We start from the raw sequence: 23,236 nt of genomic DNA on the forward strand, positions 1-23,236 counted from the left end.
ATGGTGTCACGCAGCTGTGACAAGGTTCGACAGCGACCACGCCAGCGCGCACATGACGACCGCTGCCCCGGCCACCCCGAGCGCCCGGCGGAACCAGCGCCGCGGCCACAGCAGCGTCGCCACCACGAGCACCGACGTCGTGCCCGCCGCGACCACCACCACGCCGGGCACACCGGCCGGAACGGGCACCGTCGCCGCGGGCAGGTCGGCCGCCCACCGCGCCACGTGCAGCACCCACCACAGCTCCGGCCCGCTGAACCGGATCAGCAGCTGCGCGCCGGCCGGCCACAGCAGGCAGCCGGCCGCCGCCGCGCTGCCCAACACGGTGATCGGCGCGATCAACGGCGCCACCGCGAGGTTGGCCGCGATGGCCACCAGGCTGACGCGGCCCGAGATCCCGGCGACCAGCGGGGCGGTCACCACGTGCGCGGCGCACGCGACGGCGAGCGCGTCCGCCAGCGGCTTGGGCACGCCCCTGCCGGCCAGGCGCCGCGACCAGGCGGGCGCGACGACGACCAACGCGGCCGTCGCCAGCACCGACAGCGCGAAACCCACGTCGACGGCCAGCTGCGGGGCGACCGCCAGCAGGATGAGCACGGTGGCCGCGAGCGCCGGAATCGCCTGCCGCCGACGGGAAGACAGCATCCCGGCCAACGCGATCGCGCCCATCACCGCCGCCCGCAGCACGCTTGCCGTCGGCTGCACGACGATGACGAACGCCACCAGGGCGACGGCGGCGAGCGCGACGGCGGCGCGCGGGCCGATCAACCGGGCCGAGAACAGCACCGCCGCGCACACGATCGTGACGTTGGCCCCCGACACGGCGGTCAAGTGCGTCATGCCCGCCGCCCGGAAGTCGCGGCCGGTCTCGCCGGTGACCGCCGTGGTATCGCCGAGCACCAGCGCGGGCAGCATCGCGGCCTGGTCCGCGGGCAGCGTGTTGCGGGCCGCGGCGGCGAACCGGCGGCGCACCTGGTGAGCGGCCCGCTGCACCGCACCGGCGGTCCCCAGCGTCGGCCGGCCCGACGCGTTGAGCACCGCCACCGTCAGGTCGCGGCGGCCCGGGCGGCTGATGCGCGCGGTGAACCGCACCGGTTGACCCACCATCAGGTCGCCGAAGTCCGACGCCCGGGCGAAGACCACCACGCGGCCGGACGCCTCGTCGTCGCGCAGCCGCCGCAGGTTGGCACGAAACATCACCCGCCCGCTGCCGAGCGGCAGCGCAGTCTCGGCGGGGCTGACCGTCACCGGGGCGGCCGTCCCGAACGCCGCGGTGATCGGGTGGCGACCTACCGCATCGGCGCGCAGTCCGATCGCCAACCCGAAGCCGGCACCCACCACGCCGACGGCAACCACGCCCACCCCGATCGCAGGTAGCCGCCGCCGGCCGGACCCGCGCGCCGCCCAGCGGGCCAGCGCACCCACCGCGACCACCACGACGCAGCAGGCCGCCAGGGCCCGCCCGACCGGCCACCAGATCCCGGCGGCGGTCACCACCCAGCCGGTGAGCGCGGGGGCCACCAGCCGCACGTCGACGTCCGCGTCGGCCAATCCGCCGCCACCCGGCCGGCGCACCGGCGTCACACACGGACGAGCGGGCGCAGTTTCTCCAGCCGCGCCGGACCGATGCCGTCGACGTCGGCGAGCTGGTCGACGCTGGCGAACTTGCCGTTCGCCTGCCGCCACGCCACGATCGCGGCGGCGGTGACCGGTCCCACGCCGGGCAGCCCGTCCAGCTGCTCGACGGTCGCCGTGTTGAGGTCGAGCACCTCGCCCGCCTTCGGCTTCACCGTGCCCGAGGCGGGCCCCGCCGCCCCCCGCGTCCCGGGCGCCGGCGACGTGCCGGAGGCCACCGAGCTGCCGAGCGCGGCCGGCCGCCCTGGCGCGGGAGCGAGCCCGACCACGATCTGCTCACCGTCGCCGACCGGGCGGGCCATGTTCAACCCGATGGTGTCGGCGCCGTTGACCGCGCCGCCGGCGGCCTGCAACGCGTCGGCGATGCGCGCGCCGGGCGCCAGGGTGACCAGCCCGGGGGTGTGCACCAGGCCGACCACGCTCACCACCACCGGTCGATCGCCACCGGCCGGCTGGCCGGCGCCCGGCGTCGCCGAGGATCGGGGGCTGGCCGTTGCGGCCCTCTCCACCGGTGGCAGCTTGGCCGACATCACCGGCGCGGGCCGGTCCCGCATCAGGGTGAACACCGTGACCAGCACGGCCAACGCGGCCACGATCGCCAACGCGACCGCGCCCGCGCGGCCGGGGTCGGCGCGCATCTTGGCCATCCAGCCGCGGCCCTCGCCTGCCTCCGGAACCCAGCGCGGAAGCAGCGAATTCTGGTCATCCTGGGGGTCCGATCCCGATCCGTCCGCGGCCCCGTCCGAATCGGTTTCCGGGTCCGCTCCGAGCCTGCGTTGTAGCCGCGCGGCGGGCAGTTCTGTTCGCATGCGCCGACCGTAGGCGCGTCGACCCCCGAAACGGACGCGCGCGACGGGGTGCGCCCCGCCCGGCTGTGGAGCGGGCCGGGGCTGTGCATAAGCGGGGTCTCCGCAGGTTTGGCGTCCGCAGGCGGGGGTAGCCAGCCGCGTATGGGCACGGAGGCAAAGCCGACGTCCGACGCCTCGCTCGGCGAGCTGATGAGTCAGCTTTCGTCGCAGCTGTCACGGCTGGTTCGCGACGAAATGCAGTTGGCGCAGAAAGAAATCGAGCGATCGGCCAAACACGCGGGCATCGGCGCGGGACTGTTCGGCGCGGCCGGGATACTCGCCCTATCCGGCCTGGCCAGCCTGATCGCGGCGGGCATTGCCGCGGTCGCGCTGGTAGTGCCGGTGTGGGCGGCCGCCCTGATCGTCGCCGGGGCGCTGTTCACCGCGGCCGGGGCGGCGACGCTGCTCAGTAAGCACGAGGCCGAGGACGTCACTCCGGCGGCGCCCCTCACCGTCGCCAACGTCAAGAAAGACGTTCAGAAAGTGAAAGACGCCCGCCATGACCCACGCTGAACGGCCGCGGGGTCCCGGCACTCCCGCAGTCGGGCCTGACGCCAGCATCCATGACCTGCAGGCCGACATCGAGCAGACGCGCGATCAACTCGGCGCCACCGTCGAAGCGATCGCCGGCAAGGCCGAAAAGGCGCGATCCGCGGCGCCGCGCCTGGCGATGGCGGCCGCCCTCGGCGGCGTCACGATCGTCTGCTTTGCCTGGTGGCGGCGCCGGAGGCGGAATGCCCGGCGGTGACGGGGCCGCACCCGTGCCCCCCGATTAACGCTGAACGGCGTTGTGCGCTTAACGTGCAGGACGAGACCGCCGGTCCCCGGCTGACGGCTGCGCCCCTCCGGTGGTCCCCCGACGACAGGAGACTGCCATGCAATTGGCGCTCACACCCGAGGAAGCCGCCTTCCGCGATGAGCTCCGCACCTTCTACACCACGAAGATCCCCGAGGAGCTGCGCGAGCGGGGGCGCGCCGGGGCGGCGTCGGTGCGCCGCGAGGACATCGTCACCAGCCACAAGATCCTGCACGAGCACGGGCTGGCCGTGCCGAACTGGCCGGTCGAATGGGGCGGCAAGGACTGGACGCCCACCCAGCACCAGATCTGGGCCGACGAAATGCAACTGGCGAGCGTGCCCGAGCCGCTGAACTTCAACACCAAGATGGTCGGCCCGGTCATCGCCGAATTCGGTTCCGAGGAGATCAAGCAACGCTTCCTGCCGCCGACGGCCAGCCTCGACATCTGGTGGTGCCAGGGCTTCTCCGAGCCCGAGGCCGGCTCGGACCTGGCGTCGCTGCGCACCACCGCGGTCCGGGACGGCGACAGCTACGTCGTCAACGGGCAGAAGACCTGGACCACGCTCGGCCAGTACGCCGACTGGATCTTCTGTTTGGTGCGCACCGACCCGCAGGCGCCCAAACGCCAGGCCGGGATCTCGTTCCTGCTCTTCGACATGAAGACGCCCGGCATCTCGCTGCGCCCCATCAAGACCATCGACGGCGGCCAGGAGATCAACGAATTGTTCTTCTCCGACGTCCGCGTGCCCGCCAATCAGCTTGTCGGGCAAGAGAATCAGGGCTGGACGTACGCGAAGTTCCTGCTGGGCAACGAACGCACCGGAATCGCCGGGGTGGGGCGCACCAAGGTGCGCCTCGCCGAGGTGAAAAAGCGCGCCGCCGAAACCGGGGTGCTCGACGATCCGCTGTTCGCGGCGCGCCTCGCCGAGGCCGAAAACGAGGTGCTGGCGCTGGAACTCACCCAGTCGCGGGTGGTCTCGGACTCCGCGGACGGGCAGCCCAACCCCGCGTCGTCGGTGCTCAAGCTGCGCGGCAGCCAACTGCAGCAGATCGCCACCGAGCTGCTGGTCGAGGTGGCCGGCCCGGACTCGCTGCCGGTCAACGGTGACGGCATCGCCTCGCCGGACTGGGCGCAACACAGCGCCCCGCACTACCTCAACTACCGCAAGACCTCGATCTACGGCGGCAGCAGCGAGGTGCAGCGCAACATCATCGCGTCCACCATTCTCGGATTGTGAGGCAGTCATGGACTTTCAGCTGAGCGACGAGCAGGCCCTGCTGCGCGACACGACCCGCGACCTGCTGTCTCGCACCTACGACCCGGAGAGCCGCAACAAGGTCATCGGCACCGACCTCGGCTGGAGCCGCGAGGTCTGGAGCCAGCTCGCCGACACCGGCATCCTGGGCCTCGGGTTCGAGCCGGAGGAGGCCGGCCAGATCGAGATCATGGTGGTGCTCACCGAGGTGGGCCGCCGGCTCGCCCCGGAACCGATCCTGCACGGCGCGCTCGCACCGGGCGCGCTGATCGCCGAGCTGGGCAGCGACGCCCAGAAACTGCAGCTCGACGAGGTCGCGGCGGGGCAACGGCTGCTGGCCTTCGCCCACCTGGAACCCGGGCACCGCAAACCGACCGCCGACGTGACGACTCGGGCTGTGCGGCAAGGCGATTCGTGGGCGCTCACCGGACGCAAGAACCCGGTGCTCGCCGGGGACTGCGCCGACGCGCTGGTGGTCAGCGCCGCGCTGCCCGACGGCGGCACCGGCCTGTTCCTGGTGGACGCGGACGCCGTGACACGACACCCTTACCGCACGTTCGACGGTCAGCGGGGCGCCCAGATCGACCTGGACGGCGCCTCCGCGGAGCCCCTCGGCGAGGCGGGCGACGCGTCGGTCGCCATCCGCGACGCCATCGTGCGCATCCAATCGGCGTTGTGCGCCGAAGCCGTCGGGGCGATGGAGGAAGCGCTGCGTCTGACCACCGATTACCTCAAGACCCGCAAGCAGTTCGGCGTCACGCTCAACAAGTTTCAGGCGCTCACCCAGCGGGCCGCCGACATGTACGTGTCGCTGGAACTGGCGCGCAGCATGAGCCTGTACGCCGCGATGTCGATTACCGACGGCAACCTGGACCCCGTCGTGGCCTCGCGCGCCAAGGTCCAGATCGGCCGGTCCGGGCGGCACATCGCGCAGGAGTCCATCCAGATGCACGGCGGAATCGGTGTGACGGCGGAATATCCGGTCAGCCACTACGCCGCGCGGCTCACCGCGATCGAGCACACGCTGGGCACCTCCGGCGACCACCTGCACAACCTGATCGACCACCTCGGCGACTACGACTTGGCCCGGCTGTAGGCCGATGGCCGAGCTGTCCGACAAGGTCATCAGGTTCCTCTCGACCGGCACCCGCACCGGAATGCTGGGTTACGTCGCCGCCGACGGCCGGCCCCTGGTCGCGCCGGTGTGGTTCGTGGTCGACGACGGCGAACTGGCGTTCAACACCGGGCGGGAAACCTCGAAAGGCCGTGCCCTGGCGCGTGATCGGCGGGTGGTGATCTGCGTCGACGATCCGCACCCGCCGTACTCGTTCGTCCAGGTGCAGGGTGTGGCATCGGTGAGCGAGGAACCGCGGGACGTGCTGGACATCGCGACGCGGACCGGGGCCCGCTACATGGGCGCCGACCGCGCCGACGAGTTCGGCCGCCGCAACGCCGTTCCCGGCGAACTGGTGGTGCGGCTACGCCCGACCAAGGTCATCGCCGGGTTCGACATCAGCGACTGACCCGCCGGATTCATCGGGCTCTGGCCCCGCCACCGATTGCGGACTCGGGTCCTCCGGCGCGGCAACCGATTCCACCGCACCCGCCTCGGAGTCGGCCTCCGGCAGCTGACCGGCGAGGTACTCGGCGAGGCCTCCGATGGTCGGGTAGTCGAACACCGCGGTCGCGTTGATGGTGAACGCACCACCGAACTGGCTGTGCAGCCGGTTGCGGAGTTCGACCGCCATCAGCGAATCCGTACCGAGGTCCAAAAACCGGCTGGTTGCGGCCGGTGGTTGGGCGAGCCGCAGGAAGCCCTGCACCTCGCGCTGTAGGAATTCGGTGATGAAAACGGCGCGCTGCGCCACCGGTATCTCCTGCAGTTGCCGGAGCAGCTCGCTGTCACCGGCCGCCTCCGTGGCGGCGCTGGGCAGCACCAGATCGAGGATCGGGGGGCGAGAACTGCCGAGCACCTTGGCGGCACGCTGCCAGTTGGCCTTGATGACCGTTGCCTGCGCGGTTCCGTTGGCGACCGCCTCGGCGAGGGCGCCCAGCGCGGCCGAGGGCTCCAGCGGAATGAGGCCCTGCGCACCGATATTGGCGCGCGCGGCCTCTGAGGACGCCATGCCGCCCTTGGCCCAGGGACCGAAGTTGATGCCGGTCGCCGGCAAGCCCTGCGCCTGTCGCCGGGCGACCAGCCCGTCGAGCAGCGCGTTGGCCGCCGAGTAGTTGGCCTGCCCCGGCGAACCGAGCAGGCTGGACACCGAGGACGACACGATGAAGAAGTCCAGCTCGTCGCCCTTCGTCAACCGGTCCAGGTAGCAGGCTCCGAACGCCTTGGGCGCCAACGTCGTTCGGAAGCGCTCCAGGTCCTGCTGCGACAGCAGCGCGTCGTCGAGCACACCTGCCAGGTGCACCACGCCGGCGAGCGGTGGCAACTCCGCCCGGATCCGCTCCAGCAACTGCTCCACTTCGGATTCCTCGCCGGCATCGGCGGCGAAGGTGTGGATGCGGCACCGGTAGCGCTCGGCGATGTCCTCGATGGCGCGTTGCGCGTCGGCATCGGGCGCGCGCCGGCTGGTCAACACGATGTCCCCGGCGCCGAGCTGGGCCAGATACGACGCCGTGTGCAGGCCGATCGCGCCGAGCCCACCGGTGATCAGATAGCTGCGATCGCCGCGCGGCTGCAGCGGATTCGGCATCTGCAGCACGATCTTCCCGATGTGCCGCGCTTGCTGCATCCGGCGAAACGCCGTCCTCGCCTCGGTCAGCGGGTAGATCTCGGCGGGCAGCGGCGCCCACTCGCCGTCGGCCAACCCGGCCGACACCTCGCCCAGCAAGCCGCGGATGCGTTCGGGCTCCTGGAAGGTGACCGTGTCGAGCGCGACGATCTCGTAGGCGATATCGGGACGGGCCGCCGCCATCTGCTCGGGAGTCCAGATGTCTCGCTTCGCGATCTCGGCGAAACGCCCGTTCTGGGCGGTGGCCCGCACGGTCGCTTCGACAAAGCCCTCGTTGGTCAGGCTGTTGAGCACCACGTCGACGCCGGCGCCGTCGGTGTCGGCGAGGATCTGATCGGCGAAATCCGTTGTGCGCGAGTCATACACGTGTTCCACACCCAGCCTGCGCAGCGTCGCGCGCTTGTAGGTGCTGGCGGTGGCGAAGACGGTCGCGCCGTGCTGCTGGGCCATCTGGATGGCGGCCAATCCGACGCCACCACTGGCGGCGTGGATGAGCACCCGGTCGCCGGGCTTCAGCTGCGCCCAGTCGAAGGCGAGCCGGGCCGTGAGCGCCGCGGCGGGAATGGTCGCCGCGTCCACGGCGCTCACGCGGGCGGGAATCGGCGCCAGCAACTGGGCCGGCACGTTGAACCGGCTGGAAAACGCGCCCTGCATGAAGCCGTAGACGCGCTGGCCGACCTCGAGTCCGGCGACGCCGCCCCCCACTTGGGTGACGACGCCCGCGAAGTCGCCACCGATGGGACCCGGATCGCCGGGATAGAGGCCCAGCACGTTGAGCACATCGCGGAAGTTCAGGCCGGCGGCCTCCACGCGCACCTGCACATAGCCGTCGTCCGGTGGCGACACCTCCGCCTCGGTCAGGCGCAGGTTGTCGATCGCGCCGCGTTCGGTGGGCGCCAGCACGTAATCGGTTGACCGCGGTATCGCGAGGTGGCCGCTGCGCGACCATTGCAACAACCGTGATGCCAGGAATTTCCCTTGGCGCACAGCCAGTTCCGGTTCGTCAAAAGGTTCGCCGAGCAGGCCGGCCAGCGAGCGCACGGCCTGCTCCGATCCGTCGCAATCGATCATCCTGCAGCGCAGCGCCGGTTCCTCGTTGACGATGGTGCGGCCGAGCCCCCACAACGCCGCCTGCACCGGATCGACGGCCTCGCCCGATTCGGTCGCCACGGCCCGTTCGGTGATGATCCACAGCCCGCCCGGAAGTTTGGGCGCCCCATCGGCCTGCAGGGTGTGCACGGCGCTGAGCAGATCGGCGATTTCGGTCTGAAGCCGCGCGACGGATTCGGCGCTCGACTCGTCCGCGCTCGGTCCGGCGGCGCGCCACACGACGCCCGAGAAGGGCATGCCGCGCTCCTGCGCCTGCGCCAGCAGCTGCCCCAGGGACTCCGATTCCGGGCCCCGGTCGAAGGGGATGCAGCCCGGCACGTGGGCGGCCAACTCCCCGAAGCCCGCGACCAGCCAGGTGCCGAGCGCGGTTGTCGCGCCGTCGACCTCACCGCTCGGTGCCGGCGGCGGCACCTCGTGCCAGCCGAGGGCGTAGAGCAGCCGGGTGGCGTCGCCGCCAAGCCCGCGCAGCAGCGCCTCCCGGGGGGCGCGCTTGACCGTGAACTCGCGAATCCCGCCCAGCCGTCGGCCATCCCGGTCGAGGAAGTCGAGATCGAACACCTGGGTTTCGCTGTCCAGGCCGCTGGTGTGCCACTTCGCGCGGCAGTAGAACCGCCGCGGCATCTTCTCGCGCAGCTCCACGGCGCCGTACCGCAGCGGCAAGAACAGATCGCTCACGCCCTGTTCGGCCGCGAGCAGCGCCGGGAACGCCGGGAAGGCGACGCCGGTGCACAGGTCGAGCAGTACGGGATGCATCGGCTCGGTGCCGAGATGTTCGGCGAGTTCGTCGCCGACGGTGATATCGCCGATCGCCTCGCCCTCGCCGAGCCACAGCGACTTCAACGAACCGGACCAGTTGGGCCCCCACGCCAGCTCCATGTCGGCGAAGGTGTCGAAGAGCTCCTGCGGACGCATCCGGTTCATCCGCTCGATGGCCGCGTCGACGGGATCCGTGGCGCCCACCGGATCGCGCGCCGGCTCGGCCCCGACGCCGGTCACGACGGTGCCGTCGGCGTTCAGCGACCATTCGGCGTCGCGGGCGCCGTAGGGGCGGCTGTGCACCCGGAAGCTCCAGCCGTCGCCGTCCTCCAGCGGATGCAGCGTCAGTTGCACCTCGCGAGAGGCCTTCTCCGGCAGGATGATCGGCTCGTAGAAGAAGACGTCTTGCACCCGCCCCGGCGGCCCGACGGCGGCCAGTGCCATGGCGGCGTACGTCGCCCCCGGGACGACGACGGTGCCGTAGATGACGTGATCGGAAAGCCACGGCTGCGACTTGACCGACAGCCGACTGGTGTAAACGCAGTCGCCCGAGGCGAGATCTTTTGCACTACCGAGAATTCCGGACACGGAGGCGCCTTGGCCGTCGATGCCGGGGACGCCGCCGGACGTCTTGGGCCAGAAGCTGCGCCGCTGGAACGGATAGGTGGGCAGTTCGAGCTTGCGGCGCGGTTGCCGATGCAGCGCAGCGAACTTCGGTCGATGGCCGCTGACGTACGCCCCGGCCAGCGCTTCGGCGATCTGGCGGCGGTCGGCGACGCCCTTGCGCAGGGACACGATCGCCCGCGGCGCAGCCAGATGTTCCGGCCAGACCTGCACCGCGGCCCCGGTCAGAACCGGCTGCGGACCGATCTCCATCAACACCGAGCAGCCCAGCGCCGCCACGGTGCGCACGCTTTCGGCGAACTGCACCGGCTGGCGGGAATGCCGCCGCCAATACTGCGCGTCGAGCGGGGTATCCGCGGTCAGCACGGCGCCGGTGCGGTTGCAGACCAGCGGCAGCGTCGGCACCGCGAACTCGAATTGCGCTGCGTACGACTCGAATTCACCGAGCACGGGCTCCAACAACTCCGAGTGGAAGGCGTGGCTGGTCTCCAGCCAGGTGCACCGGATCCCGTCGTTGCCGCCCCTCGCGACGATCTGTTCCAGGTCCTCCCCCGGTCCCGACAACACTGTGTTGGGGCCGTTGTAGGCGGCGACCGACACGCGGGGGAACTCGCCCGCGATCTCCTCGACGTACTTGGCGTCGGCGAACACCGCCACCATTCGCCCACCGTCGGGCAGGCTGCCGAACAGCCGGCCGCGTTCGGCGATCAAGCGAGCCCCGTCCTCGAGGCTGAACACCCCGGCCACGCACGCCGCCGCGTACTGGCCCACGCTGTGCCCCAGCACCACGTCCGGCTCGACGCCCCAGGACTGCCACAGGCGGGCCAGCCCCATTTCGACGGCGAACAACGCGGGCTGCGCAACGGACGTGTGCCGCACCGCTTCGGCGGTTTCCCGGTCGGTCGCGAACAGCACCTCCAGCAACGGACGCGGCAGCATCGGATCCACCGCTTGGGCGCAACGCGTCACGGTCTCCGCGAAAACCGGCTCGGCGTCGAACAACTCGCGCGCCATCGCCGGGTACTGGCTGCCCTGTCCGGTGAACAACCACGCCGTCGTCGGCCGGTCCGTGCACTCGCCGCGCACCACCCCCGGTCGCAGCCGGTTCTCGGCCAACTCGGCGAGCAGCTCCCGGGCGCCCTGAACCGAATCCACGACCAGTGCGGCCCGGTGTTCGAAGTGGGAACGACCCACCCCGGCCGTCCAGCACACGTCGGCGATGTCCACCTTCGGGTGGGCGTTCAGCCATTCCTCGTGGCGGTGCGCCAACGCCACCAACGCCTCCGGTGACCGCGCGGACAGCGGCAGCAGGGCTACCGGTTCCTCTTGCGCCTCCGACTCCGACGCCGCGGCGACGTCGGAGAAGACGTCGCCCGTCGAGTACTCGTCGGGGGTCGCCGGTTGCGCCGGCGCCTCCGCGATCAGCACGTGCGCGTTCGTGCCGGTGAACCCGAACGAACTGATGCCCGCGCGGCGGGGTTTCCCGTTGGCCTGCCACGGCGTCGCCTTGTCCACCACGCGCACCGGCAGCGAATCCCACGGGATGTGCGGTGACGGCTTCTCGAAATGCAGGCTCTGCGGCAACATTTCGTGCTGCAGCGACAACACGACCTTGATCAGGCCGGCGACCCCCGATGCCGACTCGAGGTGGCCGATGTTGGTCTTCACCGATCCCATCAGCAACGGCCGGTCCGCGTCGCGGGCGGTGCCGTAGACGGCCGCGGCAGCCTGCACCTCGATCGGATCGCCCAGGGGGGTGCCCGTCCCGTGCGCCTCGAGGTAGTCGACGTCCCCGCCGACCAGACCGGCGCGGGCCAGGGCGGTGCCGATAAGCCGTTGCTGCGCACCGCCATTGGGCACGGTCAACCCGCTCGACGCGCCGTCCTGGTTGACCGCGGTGCTCGGGATGACGGCGCAAACCCGGTCGCCGTCGCGTACCGCGTCGCTGAGCCGCTTGAGCACCAGGATCCCGCAGCCCTCGCTGCGCACATAGCCGTCGGCGGAGGCGTCGAAGGTCTTGCATCGCCCGACGGGGGACAGCATCCGGGCGCGCGAGGCGGCGATGATGGTCACCGGACTCAGCAGGACGTTCACGCCGCCGGCCAGCGCCAGATCGCAGTCCCCGGAGTGCAATGCCTGGCACGCCTGGTGGACGGCCACCAGCGACGAGCTGCACGCCGTGTCGACCGCGACCGCCGGGCCTTCCAGCCCCAGCGCGAAGGCGACCCGACCCGAGATCGCGTTGAGCGCGTTGCCGGTGATGAACTGGGGCTCGAGCTTGTCGACCGAATTCGCGGACAGCAGATGCGAATACTCGTTGGCGCCCACCCCCACGAAGATGCCGGTGCGGCTGCCGCGCAGCGCCGACGGCGCGTACCCGGCCCTTTCCAAGCCCTCCCATGCGGTTTCCAGCATCAGCCGCTGCTGCGGGTCGATCCAGATCGCCTCGCGCGGGGAAATGCCGAAGAATTCGGGATCGAATCCGTCGACCTCGTCCAGGAATCCGCCGAAGCGGCTGTAGATCTTGCCCGGCGCCTCCGGATCCGGGTCGTAGAACTCGTCGATGTCGAATCGATCCTCGGGGACCTCCGAGATCGCATCCACCCCGCCGGACAATAACTCCCAGAAGGCTTCGGGATTGGTCGCGCCCGGAAAGTGGCACGCCACCGCGACGATCGCGATCGGTTCGTCGGTGCGCGTCGTCACCGCGGAGGCAAGCTGGCGCCCCGACTGCGCCGATGCCTCGCCGAGGCCGAGCACGTCGCCGAGCAGGTAATCCACCACGTCCGAGAGCCGTGGGTGATCCATCGCAAGGGTGGCCGGCACCTCCTTGCCCACCGCTTGCTCGATGCGGCGCCGCAATTCGACGGCCATCAGCGAATCCATGCCCAGATCGAAGAATCCGGCGTCCTCGCGGATCTCCGCGACGTCGACGCGTGTCACCTCCGCCACCGCGGCCCGCAGGTGGTCCGTGAGGAGTTTCTTGCGCTGCTGCACCGGGGCGTTGGTGAGCTGCTCGACCAGTTGGGTCTTCCCGGACGGCCCGAACAACGGGGCCGCGGGCGCCGATTCGGGGATCTCGCGCTCCAACTCCGCCAGGAACGCTCGCCGTCCGGCTTGCTGGTACAGCGGCAGGAACCGGTCCCAGCCGATCCGGGCCACCACCCCTTGGGTCGCAGCAGCCGCCATGATGTCGGCCATGCCCGCCAGCGCATCGGCCGCAGACAGCGTCCGGACCCCGCGCTGATCGAGGCGGGCGCGGGCCTGTGCGTCGGCCATGCCCGCCGACCAGGGACCGAAGTTGACGCTGATGCCGGGCACCCTCCGCTCGCGCAACCACCACGCCAGCCCGTCGAGGAAGGCGTTGGCCGCGGCGTAGGCGGTCTGACCGTATCCGCCCCATACGGAGGCGATCGAGGAGGTGCTCAGGAAGAAGTCCAGCCGCAAATCAGCCGCGGCCTCGCTCAGATGCCAAGCGCCCCAGACCTTCCCGGCGAAAACGCGATCGACCTCCGCGTCGTCCAGGTCGCGCAACGGGGTGGTTCCGATCTCCCCCGCGGCATGGACGATGCCCGCGAGCGGCGGCAGCTCCGCGTGCACGGTGGCCAACAGGCGCTCGACCTCATGCATGTCGCCGACATCGGCCGCGACCACCCGGACCTCGCAGCCGTGTTGTTCGCGGATGGCGGCGATGCGCCCCTGCGCGGCGTCACTAGGCGCGCGCCGCCCGGTCAGCACCAGCTGCCGGGCGCCGTGCGCGGCGAGGTACCCGGCCATTTCCAGGCCGATCGAACCCAGCCCACCGGTCACCAGATACGTTGCGTCATCGCGCAGCGCCGGCGGCGTGGCGACCGGCTGTTCGGTCCGTCGGACCAGCCGCGGCGCATAGATCGCGCCATCGCGCACGGCCAGTTGGTCTTCGCGGGCGGTGAAGCCAAGCGGCGCCGTCACCACCTGGTCGATCAACTGCGACCATTCGGCGACATCGTTGTCCCGGCCTCCCGGCAGGTCCGCCAGGCCGCCCCACACCTGCGGGTGCTCCAGCGAGGCGGCGCGGCCAAATCCCCAGAGGCAGGCCTGATCCGGTGACACGCCGTCCGCGTCGGTGACGCGTTGCGCGCCGCGGGTCACCACCCAGATGGGTATGCGCCGCTCGGCGGCGACGGCCGCGCGGAACAATCGGCGCGTTCCGCCCAGAATTCGGTGTTGCATGCGCAGCAGTGACCGCATCGACGGTGCGGTGTCGGATTCGAGGGCCGCGACGTGCAAGATGCGCAGCACCGCTTCGTCTTCCGCCGCTTCGCGCAACGTGGCCTCGAGCCGTTGCTCGTCCGCGTCGGATACCGGCAGCCCGAGGATCCGGTGCTGGTGGCTGTGCGCGGTCAGCGCGTCGATCAGCGGTGCGATCGCATCGGCGTCGTCGCCGATGAGCAGCCAGGTGGTCCCCGCGTCCGGCGCCTCCGAAGCCCCGCCGCGCCCAGTGGACTTCTCCCAGCGGATCTCGTAGCGCGCGTCCGCGATCGACTGCGTCCTGCGCTGCCGGTTGTGTTGCGCGGCAAGCTTTGTCAGCACCCGCAGGGTCTGCTCGTCGGCGCTCTCGCCATCGACCAGCGTGGCGAGTTCCTCGATCCGGCCGTCCTCGAGCAGCTGGACGGCATGGCTGCCCACGGCGGTGTGCTGTTGTTGGTTTGGGCGTTCCCGATTGTCCCGATACCAGTACTCGCGGTGCTGGAACGGGTAGGTCGGCAGGTCGAGCTTGCGCGCCGGTCCGGAGACGACGGCGAAGTCGGGCAGGTGGCCCAGGACGTACGCGTCGGCGAGGGCTTCGGTGATCTGGCGGCGGTCGGCGGTGTTTCGGCGCAACGACGCGATCGCCCGCGGCGCGGCGACCGTGTCGGGCCACGCCCGCAGCGCCGCGGCGGTGAGCACCGGTTGCGGTCCGATCTCCAGCAACACCTTGCAACCCAGCTCGGCCAGGGTGCGCACGCTCTTGGCGAACTCCACGGGTTGGCGCGCGTGGCGACGCCAGTAGGCGCCGTCGAGTTTCACGCTCCTGCCGAGCGCGGCGCCGGTGCGGTTGCACACCAACATCCGTTGTGGCGAGCCGAACTCGAACCGGTTCGCGTACGCCTCGAAGTCGTCGAGAATCGGATCCAGCAGCGCCGAGTGGAACGCGTGGCTGGTGTCCAGCCAGTCACACCGGACACCGTCGGCCGTCAACCCGGCCACCGCCTGCTCCAGATCCTGCGCGGGTCCGGACAGGACGGTGTTGGCGCCGTTGTAGGCGGCCACCGACAGGCTCGGGAACTCGTCGGTCAGGCTCTCGACGCGCTCGGCGGCGGCGAAGACCGCGACCATCCGGCCGCCGTCGGGCAGGCTGCCGAACAGGCGGCCACGCTCGGCCATCAGCAGCATGCCGTCCTCGAGGCTGAGCACGCCCGCGACGCAGGCCGCCGCGTACTGGCCGACGCTGTGGCCCAGCACCACGCCGGGTTCGAAGCCCCATGACTGCCACAGCCGGGCCAGGCCCATTTCCACCGCGAACAGGGCGGGCTGGGCGTAGGACGTCTGCCGCAGCGTCTCCTCGCCGTCCGGCCCGTCCGAGTCGAAAATTACGTCGAGCAGCGGCTTTTCGAGCACATCGGCGACCACCGCCGCGCATCGGGTCAGTGTCTCGGCGAACACCGGCTCGGTCTCGAACAGCTCGCGGGCCATGCCCGCGTACTGGCTACCCTGACCGGTGAACAGCCACGCCGTCTTCGGCGTGTCATCGGATGTGCCGCGCACCAGACCGGGCGCCGGGCGGTCGTCCGCGAGCGCGCCGAGCAACTCGCCGGCGGATTCCTTCGAGTTGACCACCAGTGCGGCGCGGTGCTCGAAGTGCGCCCGCCCCACCCCGGCGGTGAAGCACACATCGGCCAGCGTGGCCTCCGGGTGGGCGCTCAACCAGCTGCGGTATTGCTCGGCGACCTGCACCAGCGCGGCGGGCGTGCGCGCCGACAGCGGCAGGAGGCAAAACCGCCGGTCCCCGGGCGCCTCGACCGTCGGCGGGTCGATCCGACCAACCACATCGGGAGCTTCCTCGAGAATGACGTGCGCGTTGGTCCCGGCGAACCCGAACGAGCTGACACCCGCGATACGTCGCCGGCCGTTGCGCTCCCACGGCGTGGCCTCCTGCACGACCTGCAGCGCAAGCCGGTCCCAGGGAATGTGCGGCGACGGATTGCGGAAGTGCAGGTGCGGCGGCAACAACTCGTGCTCGAGCGACAGGATGACCTTGATCACGCCCGCGATCCCGGCGGCGGCTTCCAGGTGCCCGATATTCGTCTTTGCCGACCCGATCAACAGGGGCCGGCCCGGCTCGCGACCCTCACCCAGCACCGCGCCAGCGGCCTGCGCTTCGATCGGATCGCCCAGCGACGTCCCCGTCCCGTGCGCCTCGAGGTATCCGACCTCGCTGGGCGAGACGCCGGCGCGCTTCAGTGCCTCGGCGATAACCCGTTGCTGAGCAACACCGTTCGGCACCGTCAAACCGCCCGATGCCCCGTCCTGGTTGATCGCGCTGCCCCGGATCACGGCCCGAATGCGGTCACCGTCGCGGAGCGCGTCCTCGAGCCGCTTCACGACGATGACGCCGCAACCCTCGCCGCGCACGTAGCCGTCCGCAGCCGCATCGAACGTCTTGCACCGGCCGTCGGGCGCCAGCATGTGGGCGTGGGAGAAGGTGATCGTGGTCGCCGGGGTGAGCATGACGTTCGCGCCGCCGGCCAGCGCGAGGTCACATTCCCCCAGTCGCAGCGCCTGGCAGGCCTGGTGGATCGCCACCAACGACGAGCTGCACGCCGTGTCGACGGCGACCGATGGTCCCTGCAGCCCCAATCGGTAGCTGATCCGGCCCGCGGCGGCCGCGTTCGACGTCCCGATGGCCATGTAGGCCTCGATCTCGGGGAAAGTCAGTTCGCCCGACGCCATGCCCAGGTAGTCATGGGTGGCCAGGCCGATGAACACGCCGGTATTGGTGTTCGCCAAAGCCGTTGGCGCGGTACCCGAATGCTCGACCGCGCGCCACGCCGTCTCCAGCAGGAGCCGGTGCTGCGGGTCCATCAGCCGGACCTCGCGCGTGGACATGCCGAAAAACGGCGCGTCGAACCCCGTCACGTCATCGACGAAACCCGCGCGGCGGGTCACCACCTTCCCGGGCGTGTCCGGATCCGGGTCGAAGAATTCGTCGGCGTCCCACCGATCCTCGGGCACCTCCGATATCGCGTCCCTGCCGTCCCGCAGCACCTGCCAGAACTCGTCCGCGTCCGCCGCGCCCGGAAAGCGGGCCGCGTAACCGACGATCGCGAAGCCCGCAGAACCCGATGCCCCCCGCACCGGCTCTTCGGCGGATGTCATGCGGTTTTCCTCCCTGTGTCCATCGGAAGATTCGATGCCCGCGCCCTTGCGGCGCCGTGGCCGTGGTTGCTCCGAACCACGCGCTCGGCCGCTCACTGCACGCACCCAGGAACAGACCTGGCGGAAGTCCCCCCGGCGTACTGGCTCCAGCGACCGTCGTGGCGAATGTACACATGCCGAACCGGTTGCCGCAGCCGAATCACCTCCGACCGCAAGTATGCCAACTGTGGCTTGTTCCGGCGGCGCATCGCGCAAGTATGGTCGGGGCGTGCCGACCGGCTCGTGTCCCACGCCGGGGCGGTCGTCACTACCGTGCCGGCCCGCCTTCGCGTTGGGGACGCGTCGGCTCATACCGCCGACGGTGCCCGCCGAGAGGGTTATCTTGGGTGTCGCTAGCAGCGGCCGAACCAGCCGCGCCAACCGGGGAGAAAATATTGCGAATCGGGAAGATCACGATCGGCTCGCTGGGCGAGTGGGAGCCGATTCCAGGATCAGTCATTTCCTGGCACCCGACGACCACGGCCGCCGAGAAGGTCCGGCAGGCGCCCGTCAGTTCCGTGCCGGTCAGCTACATGCAGGGCCAGCATCTTCGTAATTACGTCGAGCGGACGGGCGCGGGGCTGGACTTCTCCCGGCAGATCATCGCCACCTGTGAAGTGCCCGGCCAATGCGATATCTCCGCCATGGATCACGCCGTCAACGCCTACCTGCGCCGGCATGACACATTCCGCAGCTGGTTCGAACACACCGGCAACGGGGAGTTCGTCAGGCACACCCTGACGGATCCCGCCGATATTGAATTCACGGCGATCGATCACGGCCCGATGGACGTCGACGAAATACGCGCTCACGTCGTGGCCATACCGAACCCATTGGAATGGGGCTGCTTCACCTTCGGGATCGTCCAAGGCGAAAACCATTTCACCTTCTTCGCCGCCATGGATCACGTGCACGGGGACGCCACGCTGATCGGCACGACGATGCTCGAGGCCAACGGAATGTACGCGGCGCTGAGCGGGGGCGGCGATCCGCTCGCACTCCCCGATGCCGGCAGCTTCAACGATTTCTGCGCCCGCGAGCGCCAGTACACGTCGTCGCTGACGGTGGATTCGCCCGGGGTGCGCGCGTGGATTGACTTCGCGGAAAACAACAACGGCGGCTTTCCCGAATTCCCCCTCCCGCTGGGTGACCCGTCGGAGCCGAGCGACAGCAACCTGATCTCCGAATTCCTGATGGATCCGGCGCAGACGGAGCGCTTCGAAGCCGCCTGCGGAGCTGTCGGTGCACGCTTCGTCGGCGGCTTGTTCGCCTGCTTCGCGCTGGTCGAGCACGAGTTTACGGGCGCTCTGACCTACTACGGCCTGACTCCCCGGGACACCCGCAGGACTTCCGACAACTTCATGACGCAGGGCTGGTTCACCGGCCTCGTCCCGATCACCGTGCCGATCGCCGCGGCCTCCTTCGGCGAGGCCGCATGGGCGGCGCAGTCGTCGTTCGATTCCGGTCTGCACCTGGCGAAGGTGCCGTATTACCGGGTACTGGAATTGGCGCCGTGGCTGAACTGGCCGGAGCCGAACTTTCCGGTGTCCAACTTCCTGCACGGCGGCGCGGCTCCCCTCAACGCCGTGCTGGCGGCGGCCGACCTCGGTTATGCGAACAATCTCGGGATCTACTCCGACGGCCGCTATTCGTATCAGCTGACCATTTACGTATTCCGGTACGGCGAGGGCACCGCAATGGCGATCATGTATCCGGACAACCCGATCGCCCAGAAATCAGTGACCCGCTATATGGAAGCGATGAAGTCCGTGTGCGCGCGGGTCGCCGCCAGCGGGCATTGGGGACGCGTTGCGTAGCGCGGGGTAATCCGGTGGCTCGTGACGCGGAATTGCACGGTTCGAGGTGAGGGCGAAATGCGACGGCTAGCCGATTTTGTGGTGCGTTGGCCCAGGGTAGTGATCGGGCTGTGGGTCGCGGTTGCGGTCGCCCTGCCGCTGGCCCTCCCCTCGCTGGGCGAGATGGCCCAGAAGCATCCGCTGGCCATCCTGCCCAGCGACGCACCGTCGAACGTCACCGCCCGCAAGATGACCCAGGCGTTTCACGAATCGGGCACCGAGGACCTCATGCTGGTAGTCCTGACCAACGACAAGGGGCTGGGGCCCGACGACGAAGCCGTGTACCGCAAACTCGTCGACGCGCTGCACCGGGACCCGCGGGACGTCGTGATGGTGCAGGATTTCGTCACCACGCCACCCCTGCGTCAGGTCGTGACCAGCGCGGACCACAAGGCCTGGGTCCTGCCGGTCGGCGTCGCGGGCGAATTGGGCACGCCGCGGTCCTACGACGCTTTCAACCGGATCAGCGACATCGTCAAACACACGGTCGCGGGAACGCCCCTGACGGCTAACGTCACCGGCCCCGCGGCGACGGTCGCCGACCTGACCGTGGCGGGCCAGCGGGACCGGCTTCCCATCGAGCTGGCGATCGGCGTCCTGGTGCTCATCGTCCTGCTGGTGGTCTACCGCAGCGCCGTCACCATGCTGCTGCCGCTGATGACGATCGGGGTCTCCCTGGTGATCGCACAGGCGGTGGTGGCGGGATATTCGCAGCTGACGGGCTCGGGCGTCTCGAATCAGTCCATGGTGTTCCTGAGCGCGATCATGGCCGGCGCCGGGACGGACTACGCGGTCTTTCTCATCAGCCGCTATCACGACTATCGGCGCTCGGGCGCGGATTCCGACGACGCGGTCAGGCGAGCGATGAGCTCGATCGGGAAAGTCATCGCCGCGTCGGCCACCACCGTGGGAATCACCTTCCTGCTCATCAGCTTCGCCCGGATGGGAGTTTTCAAGACGGTCGGGGCGTCGGCGGCGATCGGGATCGGCGTGGCATTCCTTGCCGCGGTGACGCTGCTGCCGGCGATTCTGATGCTCGCCGGGCGGCGCGGCTGGGTCAAGCCGCGGCGCGAACTCACCGCTCGGTTCTGGCGGCGTTCCGGCGTGCGGATCGTGCGCCGGCCGAGGGCCCATCTGGTCGCCAGCCTGCTCGTGTTGATCATCCTGGCCAGCTGCGCCGGCTTGGTGCGCTACAACTACGACGATCGCAAGGCGCTGGGGCCGTCCGCGCCCAGCTCGGTCGGGTACGCCGCGCTGGACCGCCATTTCAACGTGAATCAGTCCATCCCGGAGTACATCCTCGTCCAATCCCCGCGTGACCTGCGCACCCCGCAGGCCCTCGCGGACCTCGAGCAGATGGCCGCCCGCGTCAGCCAGCTGCCGAATGTCGCCGCCGTCAGCGGCATCACCCGTCCCACCGGGACCGTCCCGGAGCAATTCCGGGCCACCTATCAGGCCGGCGCCATCGGCACCATGCTGGCCGGCGGCTCCAACCTGATCAACGACCACACCGCCGACCTCAACAGGCTGGTCGACGGCGCCGGCACGCTGGCCAACAGCCTCCGCGAGGTCCGCGGCCAGGTCACCCAGCTCACCGCCAGCGTGCAGGAGCTCGAGAACGCCTTCTCGTCGACGAAGAACCAGTACAGCGGCGACACGCTGGTCAAAGAGGTCGACCTCGCGGCCCAACTCGTCGACCACGTCAACGCGCTCAGCAACGCCATGGGCTGGAACTTCACGGCCGCCAAGAACATGTTCGCCTGGATGGGCCCGGTGCTGACGGCGCTGCAGGGCAACCCGGTCTGCGATGCCGATCCGTCGTGCAGCGCCACCCGCGGGACGTTCGAGCAGCTCACCGGCGGGCGCGACCAGGCAGACCTCGACGCGATCAACGACTTGTCCCACCAGCTGCAGGAATTCCAGGACAAGCGGGCGCTGAGAGCGTCGACGGACCGCCTGCGCGCCGCCCTGACGAAGTTCACCACCGTGCTGCATTCCCTGGGAATCGACCAGCCCGGCGGCCTGCAGGCCAACCTGAACAGCCTGCAAAATGGCGCCGACCGGTTCGCCGGTGGCAGCCGGCAGGTGGCCGACGCGGTGGCCCAGCTCGTCGACCAGGTCAAACAGCTCGGGGCGGGCCTCAGCGAATCGGCGGCGTTCCTGTTGTCGCTGAAACAGGACGCGGCACAACCGGCGATGGCCGGCTTCAACATCCCGGCGCAGCTGCTGCACCTGAAGGAGTTCCAGCAGGCCGCCAAGGCGTTCATTTCGCCGGACGGACACTCGGTGCGGTACCTGGTGCAAACCAAACTCAACCCGTTCAGCACCGAAGCCATGGATCAGGTCAACGCGATCAGTGCGACGGCCCGGGGCGCCCAACCGAATACCTCGCTGTCGGATGCCACGGTATCGATGGCGGGATACACCGTCGGCCTGAAAGACACCCGCGACTACTACCAGCACGACATCCGGTTCATCATCGCGGTGACGCTGCTCGTCGTGCTGCTGACCTTGATCGCGCTGCTTCGTGCGATCGTCGCGCCCCTGTATCTGGTTGCCTCCGTGGTCATTTCGTTCTTGTCGGCGGTCGGCATCGGCGTTTTGGTGTTTCAAATGCTGCTCGGCCAGCAATTGCATTGGAGCGTGCCGCCGCTGGCATTCGTGGTGTTGGTCGCGGTGGGAGCCGACTACAACATGCTGCTCGTCTCGCGCATGCGTGACGAATCTCCGCGCAGCATGCGGTACGGCATCATCCGCACGCTGGGCTCGACGGGCGGCGTGATCACTGCCGCGGGACTGATCTTCGCCGCGTCGATGGGCGGTCTGTTGTTCTCCAGCATCGGTACCGTGGTCCAGGGAGGCTTCGTGATCGGCGTGGGAATCCTGCTGGACACCTTCTTGGTGCGCACCATCACGGTTCCCGCCGTCGCCGCACTGGTCGGCCGGGCGAACTGGTGGCCGTCGCGGGCGTCCGGCCGCAACCCGGCGGGCGCGCACCCATGACGTATGTGAGACTAGGGAAGCCGAGGGGTCAGGGGTAGGGATGAGGAAACTACTCGCAGGAGTGACTGCGCTGGTAACTGTCGGCGCCACAGGGTATTTCGGCACCGGTAAGGTTTCCGCCGACGACACGCCGATCGGCGGCCCGCCGACACCGGGGGCGCCCGGCGACCAGACCGCTTTCGCCCTCGGCGGCGCCCATGTGCTCGGCATCCCCTACGACGAATACATCCGCCAGGAGGGCGCCCAATGGTTCCCCGGCCAGCAGCGCGAGATCATCAACTACCCGGCGGGGCAGGTTCAGGGCCACGTGCTCGGGCGGCTCTTCCCGGGTATCGGCAAAGTCGGCGATGAGATCCTCCCGGGCCTCGGCCTGGACGGCCCCAGCGTCGGCGAGTCGGTCGACACGGGAGTGGACAACCTGGTCGCCGCGATCAAGACCGGGCGCCCGGGCACGGCGATCGGCCTGTCCGAGGGCGGGTTCGTGGTCGACGGCGCGCAGGCCCGCCTGGCGACCGACCCCACCGCTCCCCCGCCGAACACGCTGAACTTCGCCACCTTCGGCGACCCGATCGGGCATCACGCCTTCGGCCAGAGCTTCCTGACCGCCATGTTCCCAGTAGGCAGCACCGTTCCCGCGCTCGACTACACGATGCCGCCGCCCTATGAGAGCCAGTACGACACCGACAGGTTCGTGGCCGCCTACGACTCGATCGCGGACTTCCCCGACCGGCCCGACAACATGTTCGCCTTCGCCAACACGCTGATGGGTCTCGCCACCGGTCACACCGCGGTCGCCTTCACCAACCGCAGCATGGTGCCGCCGCAGAACATCCGGACGACGATCAACTCCCGGGGCGCGAAGGACACCACGATCATGGTCCCGGAGAAGCACCTTCCGCTGGTCATGCCGCTGAAGTACATCGGGATCCCGGAAGACACGCTGAACAAACTCGACGCGATCCTGATTCCCCGGGTGAACGCCGGCTATTCGCGAAACGACGACCCGTCGACCGCTCCGGTTCAGGTGGACCCGGTGCACGGCTTCGACCCGGCGGAAGTCACCGCGCCGGCCAACCAGGCGACGTTCGGCGGCGGCGCCGACCCGTTCTCACAGATCCTTGCCGGCGCCATGTCTGTGTTGTCGCATGGCCCGGGACGGGCCGACCACTGAC

At 69.8% G+C, this 23,236-nt stretch carries 11 protein-coding genes; 8 read left to right on the forward strand and 3 right to left on the reverse strand.

The genetic code is table 11. The features are described from left to right. Nucleotides 1-6 precede the first annotated feature (6 nt). The gene (locus tag A5673_RS06045) at nt 7-1,530 is read right to left on the reverse strand and encodes a ComEC/Rec2 family competence protein (protein ID WP_068228613.1); all 1,524 of its coding nucleotides are present in this window, start codon (nt 1,528-1,530) and stop codon (nt 7-9) included. A 50-nt stretch (nt 1,531-1,580) separates the two neighbouring features. Continuing rightward, entirely contained in the window at nt 1,581-2,444 is an 864-nt protein-coding gene (locus A5673_RS06050) for a ComEA family DNA-binding protein (protein ID WP_068228501.1), read from the reverse strand. A 141-nt stretch (nt 2,445-2,585) separates the two neighbouring features. Here A5673_RS06050 and A5673_RS06055 point away from each other — a divergent pair, with 141 nt between their 5' ends. From A5673_RS06055 to A5673_RS06075, 5 genes are all read left to right on the forward strand, one after another. Continuing rightward, a complete protein-coding gene (locus A5673_RS06055) occupies nt 2,586-2,996 on the forward strand; it encodes a phage holin family protein (RefSeq protein WP_068228503.1) in 411 nt (136 codons plus the stop codon). Further along, a complete protein-coding gene (locus tag A5673_RS06060; RefSeq protein WP_068228505.1) occupies nt 2,983-3,231 on the forward strand; it encodes a DUF3618 domain-containing protein in 249 nt (82 codons plus the stop codon). The genes A5673_RS06055 and A5673_RS06060 overlap by 14 nt, the downstream gene beginning before the upstream one ends. Nucleotides 3,232-3,358: 127 nt before the next feature. Then, complete coding sequence (locus tag A5673_RS06065; protein ID WP_068228508.1) at nt 3,359-4,519, forward strand: acyl-CoA dehydrogenase family protein; 1,161 nt, start codon at nt 3,359-3,361, stop codon at nt 4,517-4,519. Between the two features lie 7 nt (nt 4,520-4,526). Beyond that, a complete protein-coding gene (locus A5673_RS06070) occupies nt 4,527-5,633 on the forward strand; it encodes an acyl-CoA dehydrogenase family protein (RefSeq protein ID WP_068228511.1) in 1,107 nt (368 codons plus the stop codon). Between the two features lie 4 nt (nt 5,634-5,637). Further along, nucleotides 5,638-6,060, forward strand: a complete 423-nt coding sequence (locus tag A5673_RS06075) for a PPOX class F420-dependent oxidoreductase (RefSeq protein ID WP_068228514.1) — start codon at nt 5,638-5,640, stop codon at nt 6,058-6,060. On the opposite strand, the gene A5673_RS06080 is transcribed toward A5673_RS06075, so the two are convergent. Continuing rightward, nucleotides 6,016-17,166 (reverse strand): type I polyketide synthase, encoded by an 11,151-nt coding sequence (locus A5673_RS06080; protein ID WP_068228516.1) that lies wholly within the window; start codon nt 17,164-17,166, stop codon nt 6,016-6,018. The genes A5673_RS06075 and A5673_RS06080 overlap by 45 nt on opposite strands. 434 nt (nt 17,167-17,600) lie before the next feature. Here A5673_RS06080 and A5673_RS06085 point away from each other — a divergent pair, with 434 nt between their 5' ends. The 3 genes from A5673_RS06085 to pe are packed head-to-tail and all read left to right on the forward strand — an operon-like array spanning nt 17,601 to nt 23,235. Then, nucleotides 17,601-19,022 carry a condensation domain-containing protein gene (locus A5673_RS06085; protein WP_068228518.1) on the forward strand — a complete coding sequence of 474 codons (1,422 nt, stop codon included), beginning with the start codon at nt 17,601-17,603 and terminating at the stop codon, nt 19,020-19,022. A gap of 57 nt (nt 19,023-19,079) precedes the next feature. Next, nucleotides 19,080-22,064 (forward strand): RND family transporter, encoded by a 2,985-nt coding sequence (locus A5673_RS06090; protein WP_068228523.1) that lies wholly within the window; start codon nt 19,080-19,082, stop codon nt 22,062-22,064. A 40-nt stretch (nt 22,065-22,104) separates the two neighbouring features. Beyond that, nucleotides 22,105-23,235: an acyltransferase PE gene (gene pe / locus A5673_RS06095; protein ID WP_068228527.1), complete on the forward strand. Its 1,131-nt coding sequence runs from the start codon at nt 22,105-22,107 to the stop codon at nt 23,233-23,235. Nucleotide 23,236 lies beyond the last annotated feature (1 nt).

Origin of the sequence: Mycobacterium sp. E3198 (assembly GCF_001667015.1) — a bacterium.
Lineage (GTDB): Bacteria > Actinomycetota > Actinomycetes > Mycobacteriales > Mycobacteriaceae > Mycobacterium.

Excerpts from the sequence above, each read along its gene's own strand:
- A5673_RS06055 (WP_068228503.1), top strand. The coding sequence starts at position 2,586 with ATGGGCACGGAGGCAAAGCCGACGTCCGACGCCTCGCTCGGCGAGCTG.
- A5673_RS06075 (WP_068228514.1), top strand. The coding sequence starts at position 5,638 with ATGGCCGAGCTGTCCGACAAGGTCATCAGGTTCCTCTCGACCGGCACC.
- A5673_RS06090 (WP_068228523.1), top strand. The coding sequence starts at position 19,080 with ATGCGACGGCTAGCCGATTTTGTGGTGCGTTGGCCCAGGGTAGTGATC.
- A5673_RS06065 (WP_068228508.1), top strand. The coding sequence starts at position 3,359 with ATGCAATTGGCGCTCACACCCGAGGAAGCCGCCTTCCGCGATGAGCTC.
- A5673_RS06050 (WP_068228501.1), bottom strand. The coding sequence starts at position 2,444 with ATGCGAACAGAACTGCCCGCCGCGCGGCTACAACGCAGGCTCGGAGCG.
- pe (WP_068228527.1), top strand. The coding sequence starts at position 22,105 with ATGAGGAAACTACTCGCAGGAGTGACTGCGCTGGTAACTGTCGGCGCC.
- A5673_RS06070 (WP_068228511.1), top strand. The coding sequence starts at position 4,527 with ATGGACTTTCAGCTGAGCGACGAGCAGGCCCTGCTGCGCGACACGACC.
- A5673_RS06060 (WP_068228505.1), top strand. The coding sequence starts at position 2,983 with ATGACCCACGCTGAACGGCCGCGGGGTCCCGGCACTCCCGCAGTCGGG.
- A5673_RS06080 (WP_068228516.1), bottom strand. The coding sequence starts at position 17,166 with ATGACATCCGCCGAAGAGCCGGTGCGGGGGGCATCGGGTTCTGCGGGC.